Raw genomic sequence first — 12,319 nt, 5'->3', positions numbered from 1 at the left:
ATGCTTGACGAGAGATGTGAGCCCGTCCCACGGAAGCCTTTTCGATGCGGAGAGACCCGGTCATCGCTCTGGTGACCTCAGCGGGTGGGGTCGGTGCGCTGACCACGGTGCTGCGTGACCTGCCGGGTGGCCGGCCGGTGGCGATGGTGGTCCAGCAGCACCTGAGCGCCCACGGCAGCGCACTCGTCAAGATCCTGCGGGAGCGTAGCGGCCACGACGTGGTGTGGGCCGAGCGCGGGACCGCGCTCGCCGGGGGCCGGGTGGTGGTGTGCCCGCCACGCTTCCGGCTGGAGGTGCTGCCGGACGGCACGTGTGAGCTGATCGGCAACGAGCCCGGGGCGCGGAGCCATCCGCACGACTGGTTCCTGCGGTCGTTGGCCGACGCGTACGGCGTGCGGGCGGTGGCCGTGGTGCTCAGCGGCATGGGCCGGGACGGCGCCGCCGGCGCCGCCGCGGTTCGCGACGCCGGCGGTCTGGTGATCGTGCAAGACGGCGACACGGCGGAGTTCCCATCGATGCCGAAGGCGGCCGAGGCCGGCGCCCATCTGGTGCTGCCGCTCGGCCAGATCGGTGGGGTGCTCGCCGACCTGGTCGACGGCCGTCCGCTGCCCCGGCCCCGGACCGAGATCGAGGCGGGTGCGGCGCTGTTCCGGGGGCCGGGCGAGGTGGAGCGACTGCTGCGGGCCAAGGACTGGTCGGTGACCCCGCTCGGGCCGGTCACCGGGTGGCCCGAGGTGCTCCGGGCGGCCGTCCGGATCACGCTGGACTCCGGCTTCCCGGCCGCGGTGTGGTGGGGTCCCGAGCTGATCCAGGTCTACAACGAGTCGTGGCGGCAGTTCCTCGGCTCGACCAAGCATCCGCAGGCCCTCGCCGGCCGGGCCGACCAGACGTGGCCCGAGCTGTGGTCGGTGGTCGGCCCGATGATCGCGGACGCCCAGTCCAACGGGGTGGCGTCGGGTGCCGAGAACATGCCGATGCTGATGGACCGCAACGGGTCTCTGGAGGAGGTCTACGTGACCTTCACCTTCTCGCCGATCACCGACGACCGGGGCTCGGTCCTGGGTGTGCAGAACTCGATTCTGGACACCACCGCCACGATGGTCGCCGAGCGGCGGATGGCCCTGCTGCGTACGGTCGCGGCCGAGACCGCCGGAGCCCGCCAGCCGGAGCACGCCTGTGAGCTCGCCGCGGCCGCCATCACGCGGGTGCCCGCCGAGGTGCCGTTCGCGCTGCTCTACGTGATCGATCACAACCGGCGGGAGGCGCGGCTCGCCGGCGCGTCCGGTCTGGAGGCCGGGTCGTTCGCCGCCCCGCGCGTCATCGACCTGGCCGGCGAAACCCCGGTGTGGCCGCTGCCGGCCCTGCTCGCCGCACCGGCCGCCCGGCGCGGGCTGCTGCTGGACGGGCTGGGTGAGCGGCTCGGCGGGGTGCTGGCGCCGCTGCCCGGCCTGCCCGGTGCGATGCCGCCGGACGCCGCGCTGCTGGTGCCGATGATGGCCGGCCCGGACGACACGGCGACCGGAGTGCTGGTGGCCGGGCTGAACCGGCATCAGCCGTTCGACAACGCCTACCGGGATTTCCTGAATCTGCTGGCCGGGCAGATCGGTGCCGCTCTGGCGCTGGCGCACACCCGGCACCGCGAGCGGCAGAGCCTGGACAAGCTGGCCGAGCTGGATCGGGCCAAGACCGAGTTCTTCTCGAATGTGAGCCACGAGTTCCGTACCCCGTTGACGTTGATGCTCGGTCCGTTGGAGGAGATGCTGCGCCGGCCCGGCGAACCGATAGACGTGGGCGAGGTCGGGTTGATGTATCGCAACGCGCAGCGGTTGCTGCGGCTGGTCGGTACGCTGCTCGACTTCTCGCAGGCCGAGGCGGGCCGGTTGCGGGCGGCGTTCGCGCCGACCGATCTGGCCGCGCTGACCACGGACATCGCGTCGATGTTCGGCAGCGCCGCCGAGGCGGCCGGCCTGAACCTGACGATCGACGCGCCGCCGCTGCCCGGGCCGGTCTGGGTCGATCCGGAGATGTGGGAGAAGATCGTCTCCAACCTGCTGTCGAACGCCTTGAAGTTCACCTGGCAGGGCGGGGTCGAGGTGATCCTGCGGCCGGTCGAGCGGCACGCCGAGCTGATCGTGCGGGACAGCGGAGTGGGTATCCCGGAGGGCGACCTGCCGTACGTGTTCAAGCGTTTCCACCGGGTCCGGGATGCCCGGGGTCGCACCCACGAGGGCGCCGGGATCGGCCTGGCGCTCGTCGACGAGTTGGTCCGCCGCCATCACGGCCGGGTCCGGGTGACCAGCCGCCCGGACGTCGGCACCGCGTTCACCGTGTGGATCCCGATGGGCCGCCGCCCCGATCCCGCCGACGGCAGGCCGGAGCCGGTAGTGGTCGGCGGGCTGGCCGAGTCGATGGCGCGGGAGGCCGCGCACTGGGATGTCACCCCGTGCCAGGGCGACGAGGTGGCCGGGCCGGACGATGCGGCGACTCTCCGGGATCTGCCGGTGCGGTTCACCTCGGACGTGCGGGTGCTGGTCGCCGACGACAACGCCGACATGCGTGACTATCTGACGCGGCTGCTCGGCTCGTCATGGACGATCCTCGTCACCTCGAACGGCGAGCAGGCTCTGGAGGTGGCGCGGCGGGAGATACCGGATCTCATCCTGGCCGATGTGATGATGCCCCGGATGGACGGGTTCGCTCTGCTGCGCGAGGTGCGGGCCGACGAGTCGCTGGCGGCGACGCCGGTCGTGCTGCTGACCGCCCGGGCCGGTGAGGAGACCGCGATCGAGGGGCTGCTGGCCGGGGCCGACGACTACGTGGTCAAACCGTTCGCGGCGCGGGAGCTGGTGGCCCGGATCGACGCCCAGTTGCAGATGGCGCGGCTGCGGCGCGCCGGTGAGCGCCGGTTCCGGGCCCTGCGGGAGGCCGGTTTCGACGTCGTCTACCGGATGAGCGCCGACTGGAGCAGCATGCACGCCCTGGACGGGCGCGGTTTCCTGACCGACACCACTGAACCGACGGCGAGCTGGCTGGAGACCTATATCGACCCGGCCGACCAGCCCGAGGTGCTCGCGGCGATCAACGCGGCCATCGAGGCCAAGGGGGTCTTCCAGCTGGAACACCGGGTCCGCCGGCCGGACGGCACACTGGCCCGGACCCTGTCGCGGGCGGTGCCGCTGCTCGACGACGACGGCGAGGTCATCGAGTGGATCGGCACCGCCACCGACCTGACCGGAGTCAGATCGGTGGCGGACCGGAAATGATCAGGCCAGGTCGAAACGGTCCAGCTCGGTGACCTTCGTCCACGCCTTGACGAAGTCCTGAACGAACTTCTCCCGGGCGTCGGCGCTGGCGTAGACCTCGGCGAGGGCGCGCAGCTGCGAGTTCGAGCCGAAGATCAGGTCGACCGCGGTGGCGGTGAACTTCACCTGGTCGGTGGCGAGGTCGCGGATCTCGTACACGTGCTCGCGGTCCTTCGACGCCGCCCACCGCGTGCCCGGGGAGAGCAGGTTGACGAAGAAGTCGTTGGTGAGCACGCCCGGCTTGTCGGTGAGCACACCGTGCTCGCCGCCGGCGAGCGACCGCAGGCCGCCGACCAGCACGGTCATCTCCGGGGCGGTCAGGCTCAGCATGTACGCCCGGTCGACGAGCAGCACCTCGGGCTGGGTCTTCTCGCCCGGCCGCAGGTAGTTGCGGAACCCGTCGGCCCGCGGCTCCAGGACGGCGAACGACTCGACGTCGGTCTGTTCCTGGGTGGCGTCGGTACGGCCCGGGTGGAACGGCACGGTCACCGGCACACCGGCGTCGGCCGCGGCCTTCTCCACCGCCGCGTTACCGGCCAGCACGATCAGGTCGGCCAGCGAGATCTTCGCGTCGCCGGACGCGTTGAACTCCTGCTGGATCTTCTCCAGGGTGTCGATCACCGGGATGACCGGCCGGTTGACCTCCCAGGAGCGCTGCGGCTCCAGGCGGATCCGGGCGCCGTTGACCCCGCCGCGCTTGTCGGTGGAGCGGAAGCTGGCCGCCGCCGCCCAGGTGGCCTGCACCAGCTGTGCGACGCTCAGGCCGGAGTCGAGCACCTTCGCCTTCAGGTCGGCGACCTCGGCGTCACCGACCAGCGGGTGGTCGACGGCCGGGACCGGGTCCTGCCAGAGCTGCGCCTCCGGCACCCACGGGCCGAGGAAGCGCTCGACCGGGCCCATGTCACGGTGCAGCAGCTTGTACCAGGCCTTCGCGAAGGCCAGCGCGAACTCGTCCGGGTCGGCCAGGAAACGACGGGAGATCTGCTCGTACGCCGGGTCGACGCGCAGCGACAGGTCGGTGGTCAGCATCGTCGGCTTGTGCTTCTTCGACGGGTCGTGTGCGTCCGGGATGATCGCCTCGGCGTCCTTGGCGACCCACTGCTTCGCGCCGCCGGGGCTGGTTGTCAGCTCCCACTCGTACCCGAAGAGGATCTCGAAGAACCGGTTGCTCCACTGGGTCGGCTTGTCGGTCCAGGTGACCTCCAGGCCGGACGTGATGGTGTCGGCGCCCTTGCCGGAGCCGTGCGTGCTCAGCCAGCCGAGGCCCTGCGACTCCAGCGGCGCGCCCTCCGGCTCCGGGCCGACGTGGTTGTCGGCGACACCCGCGCCGTGGGTCTTGCCGAAGGTGTGACCGCCGGCGATCAGCGCCACGGTCTCCTCGTCGTTCATCGCCATCCGGGCGAACGTCTCGCGGATGAAGTGCGCCGCGGCGGCCGGGTCGGCGTTGCCCTTCGGGCCCTCCGGGTTGACGTAGATGAGGCCCATCTCGGTCGCGCCGACGCCCTCGGACATCGTCTTCTCGGAGGCGTACCGCTCGTCACCGAGCCAGGTGTCCTCCGGGCCCCAGAAGATCTCCTCCGGCTCCCAGACGTCGACGCGGCCGAAACCGAAGCCGAACGTCTTGAAGCCCATCGACTCCAGGGCCACGTTGCCGGCCAGCACCAGCAGGTCGGCCCAGGAGATCTTCTGGCCGTACTTCGCCTTCACCGGCCACAGCAGGCGGCGTGCCTTGTCCAGGTTGGCGTTGTCGGGCCAGCTGTTCAGCGGGGCGAAGCGCTGGCCACCGTCACCGGCACCGCCACGGCCGTCCTGGATCCGGTACGTCCCGGCGGCGTGCCAGCTCAGCCGGATCATCAGGCCGCCGTAGTGGCCGAAGTCGGCCGGCCACCAGTCCTGCGAGGTGGTCAGCACGGTGGTGATGTCGGCCTTGAGCGCCTCCACGTCGAGCTTCTCGAACTCGGTGGCGTAGTCGAAGTCGGGGGAGAGCGGGTTGCCCTTCGACGAGTGGGCGTGCAGCACCGAGAGGTCCAGCTGATTGGGCCACCAGTCCCGGTTGGAGCGCGGGCGGCCGCCGGTCTTCGGTGTCGGCGAGTCGATCGCCGGGTTCTCGCTCTCGCTGCCGTGCGCGGTCACCGAATCGTGGGCGACCGGGCACTTCGCGGTGCCGTTGTCCTGAGCGTCGGTCATGACATTCCTTCCGGACGTTTACTCACGCAGGCGGGGCAGCTGCCCCAATAGACGACCTCCGCCTCGTCGATCACGAACCCGTGATCGTCGGAGGCGGTCAGACAAGGGGCGTTTCCGACAGCGCAGTCGACGTCGGCGATCGCGCCGCACGAACGGCACACGACGTGGTGATGGTTGTCCCGCACCCGCATCTCGTAGCGGGCCGTCGCACCGGCGGGCTGGATGCGCCGCACCAGACCGGAGTCGGTCAGCGCACGCAGCACATCGTAGACCGCCTGGTGGGAGACGGTCGGGAGATCCGCTCGCACCAGGGCGATCACGGCGTCGGTGTCGACGTGGGGGTGGTCGGTCAGTGCGGCCATCACCGCGAGCCGGGGCCGGGTCACGCGCAACGAGACCGCCCGGAGCCGAGCCTCGAAGTCGGACGTCATGCCCCCGACCTTAGCCCCCTTTTCTGGAATCATTCCACTTTGTGGCCGGTGATCACACGTAGGTGGCCCGCCGGGGCCGCACCGACACCGCCAGTGCCAGGTAGCCGGCCAGCATCGCCGCGGCGCCGATCGCACCCTGATCGGTCGTCGCCGCCAGCATCGTCAGGTAACCGAGCACCACCGCCGAGACCTGCCACGCCGGCCGCAGATCGTCCGGCAGCAGCGCCACCAGCAGCACCGAACCCACCGACGCGGGCAGCCAGTAGTAGTCGAACATGATCGGATCGGTCGCCAGGCGCAGCAGGGCCGCCACCAGCGGCGCCGCGGCGACCGCCACCGGCCGCCCGCGCAGCAGGACCGCGGCCAGCGCGCACCCGCCGGACACCACCACCGCCTGCATCAGCCGCGCCGTCCAGGTCGCCGCACGCAGGCCGAGCAGATACGGCAGCGTGCCCGGGTTCACCGGCCACACGTGCCCGAACATCCCGAACTCGCCGCTCACCACGAACGGCAGAAAACCCGACAGCGCGATCCCGGCCGCCATCAGCGCCGTCCGGGCGGCCCGCACCGGGCCGGCCACCGCCAGCAGACACGGGAACCCCAGAACCGCGATCGGAGCGATCAGCACCGACGCGCCGAGCAGCGTCGCGGCGACGACCCACCGGCCGTCCCGCTGCAACACCATGGCACAGCACCAGAGGATCGGTATCGCGACCTCGACCGGGTGCCCGGCCCACGGGGTCGGCCCGAGCAGCCACAGCAGCGCCAGCACCGCGACCACGCATTCGCGGACCGGCCGGCCCCGGCAGGCGGCCATCGCGCCGAGCGTGAGCGCCACATCCACCACGATCCGCACCACCGCCGCCGGCATGGCGGCCTCGCCGCCGATCAGCAGCCACCGGCTGAGCACCAGTTGCAGCGGCCCGGCCTGGGTGAACGCGCCCGCATACACCTCGTCGAGCCGGCCCGCCAGCACCTTGCGCCCCAGGTCGGCGAAGGCCAGCAGGTCCTCCGGCCGCGGCTGGGCGATCAGGCCGATCAGCGCGGCGAGCAGCCCCGCCACCCAGCGCCGGCGGCGCAGCAGGAACGATCCCGGGCTCACCTGATCAATATCGGTCCCCGGGCCGCCCCGGCTTAACCCAGGCGCGGGGTGCCCTCGGTGCCCTCCAGCTGATGGTCGACATGCCGGCTCAACGCCTGCCGGTAGTGCGTGGCCAGGCCGCTGAGCTGCTCCACCTCGTCGATCAGCGCGGCCCGGCGACCGGCGATCCCGTCCATCGCCTCGGCATGCCGCCGCCGGGCGTCACCCTCGATGTCGGCCGCCCGCGCCCGGGCCTCGGCGGCCAGCTGCTCGGCCTTGTCCCGGGCGGTCGCGATGATCTCGTCCGACTCGCGGCGCGCGTCGTTGAGATGCTCGTCGGCGGTACGTTGCGCCATCGCCAGCACCCGCAGGTGACGGCCGTCGTCGGCGGGCGCGATCTCCGCCCGCCGGGCCTGTTCCACCTGCGCGGCCAGCTCCCGGGCGTGCTGTTCGGCCCGGTCCCGGGCCTGCTCCAGCATCCGCAGCCGGGCGGCCAGCTCCCGGATCTCGTCGTAGTCGACGTCGGCCTCGTAGTCGTCGTCGGGGGCGGCGCCACCGCGGACCCGGCCCTTGAGGGCCGAATTCTCCGCCATCAGCCGGGCGAGTTCGCGTTCCACCTCGTCCAGGAACGCGTCGACCTCCTCCTCGACGTAACCACCACGGCCGGGTTTGGTGAAGGAGACATTGTGAACGTCAGCAGGGGTGAGCGGCATGTTTCTCCCTAGAAACGCCGTCGCGAGTGCGCACACGTTACGCCGTTCCGCGTCCGTCCTCTACCGCTGCGTGGCGTGTCTTCACCATTACCTAAAGACAGATCTAGGTCAGGTCAGGAACAGCGCCGCGACGATCATGGCCAGAGCGGACGCCAGGGTGGAAAGCATCACCACGTCCCGGGCCAGCGACTCCGACTGCCGGTAGCGCAGCGCGAACACGAACACGTTCTGTGCGGCCGGCAGCGCCGAGGTCACCACCGCCGCGAACGATTCCGGCCGGTCCAGGCCGATCAACCGGCCGATCAGGTACGCCAGCAGCGGCTGCACCACGATCTTCAACGTCACCGCGAGATAGCGGTCCGAGGCGTCCGGCCCGGGTCGCAACGGCCGCGCGCCGGGCAGCGACATCCCGAAGGCGAGCAGCGCGGCGGGCACCGCGGCCGCCCCGACCAGGGACAACGGTTCCAGAAGCAGTGTCGGCGGCGTCCAGCCCGAGGCGGCCACGGCGACCCCGGCCCCGGACGCGATCATCAGTGGATTGCGGGCCGGCAGCAGCGCCAGACGGCGCAGCGACGGTCGGCCCTGACCGGACGCGAGATCAAGAACGGTCAGCGCGAACGGTCCGGCGAGCAGGACCTGAAAAATCAGCACGGGTACGACCAGCGAGACGTCCCCGAGCACGTAGGCGGCGACCGCGAGCCCCATGTTGCCGGCGTTGACGTACGACGCGCCGAGCGCCCCGATCGTGGTGGCGCCGACACCCCGCTTCCACACCAGTCGCGCGACCAGCACGTAGACCGCCGCCACCAGAACCGTGGACCCGACGAACGCCAGCAGCGCCCCGGTGAGGATCCGGTCCAGGCTGGTGTGGCTCAACGTGACGAACAGCAGAGCGGGCGCCGCCACCGAGAACACCAGCCGGGCCAGCACCTGCGGCGCGTGCTCGCCGAGCACCCGGCCCCGGGCCAGCAGATAGCCGAGGGCGGCGAGCGCCCACACCGTCGTGAACCCGCTGAGCACCCCCGCCATGCGGTCGATCCTCCCCGCCGCCCCGGCCCGGCACGTAACGACTGTGACCGGTTCGTTGATCCGCCCGTCCGGGTATGCCGCCGGTCGAGCGGGAGATCGACATCGGCCCGAAGGAGCCGCGTCGTGCCGCTACCCGGTCGGTGTCTGGATTTAAGGTCTTTTTAGGAAAGCGTTGGCTACGGTCCTGCCGTCAGTTGTCCGACGGGCGGATCGGAGTGGGTCGTGGTGCCGGTAATGGTGGCCGACAACGGCGCTGGTTGGCGTCCGCGTCAGGGGCGGACGCTCGACCTGCTGGCCGGGCGGAAGTTGGAGTACGTGTGGCTGGGGCACGCCGTCGTGCTGGGGTTCGCCGGTGGCTGCCAGGTGCTGATCGAGGCGGTCGCGCACCTGGACGGGCCGGGTGGACCGGCCGATGTGGAACCCGGGGACGACCCGTCGGACGCGGTCGCGACGCTGCTCAGTGACGTGGTGCGGACGGCCCGGAGCCGGGAGACCGGTGAACTGGAGATCACCTTCACCAGTGGGGCGACCCTGGTGGTCGACGCCGACGCGGACGCCGAGTCCTGGGCGGTGACCGGCCCGGACGGCTACCTGATCGTTTGTCTGGCCCACGGTGAGCTGGCGGTGTGGGGAGACGCCGCGGCGTGAGTGGGGACCGGCCGGGGCGCGTCGCGACGCGCCCCGGCCGGTTGTTTCTCAGGCCGGTTCGTAACCGGTCAGGTGCAGGGCGAACGCCCGGATGGAGCCGATGTCGGAGCCCACCCGGTCGGCGACGTGCAGGGTCCACGTGCCGTCGGCGGCGGAGAGCCGCAGCGAACCCAGCGGGTCGTTCGGCTTCCAGGTTCCGGTGAACGGCGCGTTCGTCGACAGGGCCGACGAGAACGGTGTCGCGGCGGTGTCGTCGAACACCACCTGGCACAGGTTGTTGCCGCCTCCACCGGTCCGGGAGAACAGCGTCGCCCGGCGCCCGTCGGGTGCGGTCAGTGTGCCGACCAGGTCGCCGACGAAGGTGTGGTCGACACCCACGGTCGTCGCTCCGGTCGTGGTGCTGCACTCGGTGCCGTCGATGGAGAAGGTCAGCGACGACGCGTACCCGACGCCGGTCACGGCCACGGTGGCGCTGACGCCGGTCGGGTCGTTGTCCGGAATCGGCAGGGGCGCGCCGGCGTAGGCGAAGTTCTGCACCGTCGACGACGGCTGTCCGGTCGCCACCGTCACGGTGCCGGTGGTGGGGGAGAGCGTGCCGGCGAAGGTGGCCCGCACGTTCAGGCCGACCGGACGTCCGAGCGGGTACCCGGCCGCCAGTTTCAGGGTGTAGTCCCTGGTCTTGGAGGCGCCGGCGGCGATGTTGCCGTACGAGCGGGCGCGCGGCGTGACGGTCGCGAGCGGACTGTCGGAGTCCACCACGACGCTGACGCCGGTGGCCGTACCGTCGCCGACGTTGTTCGCCGGAAGGGTGACGGTGGCCTGCTCGCCCGGCTCGAGGAAGGCATCGCCGTCCCCGGTCGTCGGGGTGACCGTCGGGGTGCCCGCCTGGACCAGCGGCTGCGGGGTGGCGCCGGTGTTGCGCAGCACCAGGTCGGCGCGGATCACGCCGCTACCGGTGCGGTTGTCGGCGCCGGCCGGGGTGAGGTCGAGGGCGGTGCCGGTGAGGGCGGCCCGGATCTCGGCGCCGGATAGGCCCGGGTTGCCGGAGAGGGTGAGCGCGGCGATCGCGGCGGCGTGCGGAGCGGCCGCCGAGGTACCGAAGAAGGGCTGGAAGTCGGGCACCGACGTGGCCACCCCGTCGGCCGCGGTGATCTGCGGCTTCGCCCGGACGAAGCCGCCGGTCGAGGAGAAGTTCCCGGGGGTGATGGCGGTGCCGTCGGCGTTGAAGAACACCCGCCGCGGGCCGTCCGAGGTGAACCGTTCGGGCAGCGTCTGCCGGATGAACACGTTCGGGTACGGGCCGGCCGGGTTGGCCGGGTCACCGGTCTCCAGGTCGAACGGCAGCGGGTCCTTGGCCGGGGCCGCGGCCACCGAGAACGCGTCGACGGCGGCGCTGTGCCCGCGGGTGATGCCGGGCGTGGAGAAGCCCTTGAGCGTCCCGTCCGGCGTGTCCTTGAACCGGCCGCGGAACGCGGACAGTTGCAGGTAGCGGTCGGCGCCGGCGAACTTGACGACGGCCAGCCGCTGCCCGGTGCTGTTGGCGGCCTGCAGGATCTCCCACGGGTCGTCGTCGCCGTCCTGCACGTCCTGGGAGAACGAGGTGACGTTGCCCAGCGAGTTGATCAGGTACAGGTCGTAGTCGTTGCCCGAGGCCGCCAGCGCGTCGGCCCACCACAGCGTGACGACCCGACCGGCGCTGCCCGGCGACAGCGGGTTGAACTCCTGCACTCCGGCGCCGGGGTCGAAGTCGTGGGCGTCACCGGCGAACTTGCCGATGCCCCGGCCGGAGTCGACGAAGTCGCCCTCCCAGTTGCCGGCGGTGCCGTCGATGACGTTGCCCTCGTTGCCGGCCGAGCTGAAGTAGTAGGCCCCGTCGGCGGTCACCGCGTTGACCGCCTGCGCGATGACGCCGTCCTGGAACGGGCTCTCGTGGAAGTAGATGATGTCGTCGACGATGATGTCGCAGGCGGCGTCGAAGCGCAGCGCCCGGATGTTCTCGGCGAAGCTGGCCTCGCTGGTGAACGCGGTGGCGTAACCGAGCTTCGCGTTCGGCGCGAGGTCGTGGATGATCTCCAGCATCGCGGTGCCCTCGTCGCCGCTGCCCTCCTGGCCGGGCAGCACGTCGACGTCGGCGGGCAGGTCTCCGCCGGCCTGCGAGTCGGCGAGCGAGTCGACCCCGTCGGAGAGGGCGCAGACCTTCACGCCGGTTCCGGTGACCTTGAATCTGGTCCGGGCGGTGTCGGCGGCGTGCGTACGATCGCCCTCGGAGACCACCGAACCCTGGCTGACGGTGACCGCCGCGCTCTTCGGGGCCGTCGCCTGCGCCGCGCGCAGTGCCGACTCGATCCGGGCCGTCTTGTCGACCTTGGACTCGGTCTTCGGCTTGACGTTCGGATCGGTCATCCGTGCGGTGATCGCGCCCGACTTGAGGCTGACGCTGGTGACGTCCTTCCACTCGGCGATCGTCGGCAGCGCGGTCAGTGGCGCCTCGACCAGCACGGTTCCGGTCGCCGGAGAGGGGAAGCGGATGCCGGCGCCCGCGTCGCGCAACCGGTCGAGCAACTCGTCACCGACCTTGTCGGCGTGGATCTCGACCTCAGTGGTGCCGGACTTGCTGACCGGCACCCCGGTGCCCAGCGCGGGCAGGGCGCTGGTGGTCGCCTGGTTCGTGCGTTTGCGCAGCTCGATGGCGAGGCGGCTGTCCAGTTTGCGTTCGGCCGGGGTCAGTGACTTCTTGATGTCCTGGAGTGCGGCGATCTGCTGGTAGGCCCGCTCGGCCGGGCCGTCCGGTGCTTTGGCGGATGCCCCCGGTGCGGTGATGCCCACGACGGTCGCCCCGATCGCGAGGACCGTCACCGAGCGGCGGAGGTTTCCTTGACTGAAGATGTTCAATTCTCAGTCCCCCATAGAGATCAGTAAATCTCAATG

At 71.3% G+C, this 12,319-nt stretch carries 8 protein-coding genes; 2 read left to right on the top strand and 6 right to left on the bottom strand.

The annotated features are described in order from the left end of the window. Positions 1–44 precede the first annotated feature (44 nt). A complete protein-coding gene (locus tag Q0Z83_RS24945) occupies positions 45–3,263 on the top strand; it encodes a chemotaxis protein CheB (protein WP_317796409.1) in 3,219 nt (1,072 codons plus the stop codon). On the opposite strand, the gene katG is transcribed toward Q0Z83_RS24945, so the two are convergent. The 5 genes from katG to Q0Z83_RS24920 form a co-directional block, all read right to left on the bottom strand. Beyond that, complete coding sequence (gene katG / locus Q0Z83_RS24940; protein ID WP_317796408.1) at positions 3,264–5,489, bottom strand: catalase/peroxidase HPI; 2,226 nt, start codon at positions 5,487–5,489, stop codon at positions 3,264–3,266. Beyond that, on the bottom strand, positions 5,486–5,920 hold the full coding sequence (locus tag Q0Z83_RS24935) for a Fur family transcriptional regulator (RefSeq protein WP_317796406.1): 435 nt from the start codon (positions 5,918–5,920) through the stop codon (positions 5,486–5,488). Before Q0Z83_RS24935 ends, katG begins: the two co-directional genes overlap by 4 nt. Positions 5,921–5,972: 52 nt before the next feature. After that, complete coding sequence (locus tag Q0Z83_RS24930) at positions 5,973–7,022, bottom strand: hypothetical protein (RefSeq protein WP_317796405.1); 1,050 nt, start codon at positions 7,020–7,022, stop codon at positions 5,973–5,975. Between the two features lie 32 nt (positions 7,023–7,054). Beyond that, positions 7,055–7,714: a DivIVA domain-containing protein gene (locus Q0Z83_RS24925; protein WP_317796404.1), complete on the bottom strand. Its 660-nt coding sequence runs from the start codon at positions 7,712–7,714 to the stop codon at positions 7,055–7,057. Between the two features lie 108 nt (positions 7,715–7,822). Further along, positions 7,823–8,743: an AEC family transporter gene (locus Q0Z83_RS24920; RefSeq protein WP_317796403.1), complete on the bottom strand. Its 921-nt coding sequence runs from the start codon at positions 8,741–8,743 to the stop codon at positions 7,823–7,825. Positions 8,744–8,965: 222 nt separating this feature from the next. Here Q0Z83_RS24920 and Q0Z83_RS24915 point away from each other — a divergent pair, with 222 nt between their 5' ends. Beyond that, entirely contained in the window at positions 8,966–9,391 is a 426-nt protein-coding gene (locus Q0Z83_RS24915) for a DUF6188 family protein (protein WP_317796402.1), read from the top strand. Positions 9,392–9,439: 48 nt separating this feature from the next. Here Q0Z83_RS24915 and Q0Z83_RS24910 read toward each other — a convergent pair whose 3' ends face one another. After that, positions 9,440–12,247 carry a S8 family serine peptidase gene (locus tag Q0Z83_RS24910; RefSeq protein ID WP_317796401.1) on the bottom strand — a complete coding sequence of 936 codons (2,808 nt, stop codon included), beginning with the start codon at positions 12,245–12,247 and terminating at the stop codon, positions 9,440–9,442. Positions 12,248–12,319: the final 72 nt, after the last annotated feature.

This window comes from Actinoplanes sichuanensis, from assembly GCF_033097365.1.
Classification (GTDB): Bacteria; Actinomycetota; Actinomycetes; order Mycobacteriales; family Micromonosporaceae; genus Actinoplanes; species Actinoplanes sichuanensis.
Note: the sequence above shows the minus strand (reverse complement) of the source record. Positions and strands in the feature narration are given on the sequence as shown.

Excerpts from the sequence above, each read along its gene's own strand:
- Q0Z83_RS24920 (WP_317796403.1), bottom strand. The coding sequence starts at position 8,743 with ATGGCGGGGGTGCTCAGCGGGTTCACGACGGTGTGGGCGCTCGCCGCC.
- Q0Z83_RS24945 (WP_317796409.1), top strand. The coding sequence starts at position 45 with ATGCGGAGAGACCCGGTCATCGCTCTGGTGACCTCAGCGGGTGGGGTC.
- katG (WP_317796408.1), bottom strand. The coding sequence starts at position 5,489 with ATGACCGACGCTCAGGACAACGGCACCGCGAAGTGCCCGGTCGCCCAC.
- Q0Z83_RS24925 (WP_317796404.1), bottom strand. The coding sequence starts at position 7,714 with ATGCCGCTCACCCCTGCTGACGTTCACAATGTCTCCTTCACCAAACCC.
- Q0Z83_RS24935 (WP_317796406.1), bottom strand. The coding sequence starts at position 5,920 with ATGACGTCCGACTTCGAGGCTCGGCTCCGGGCGGTCTCGTTGCGCGTG.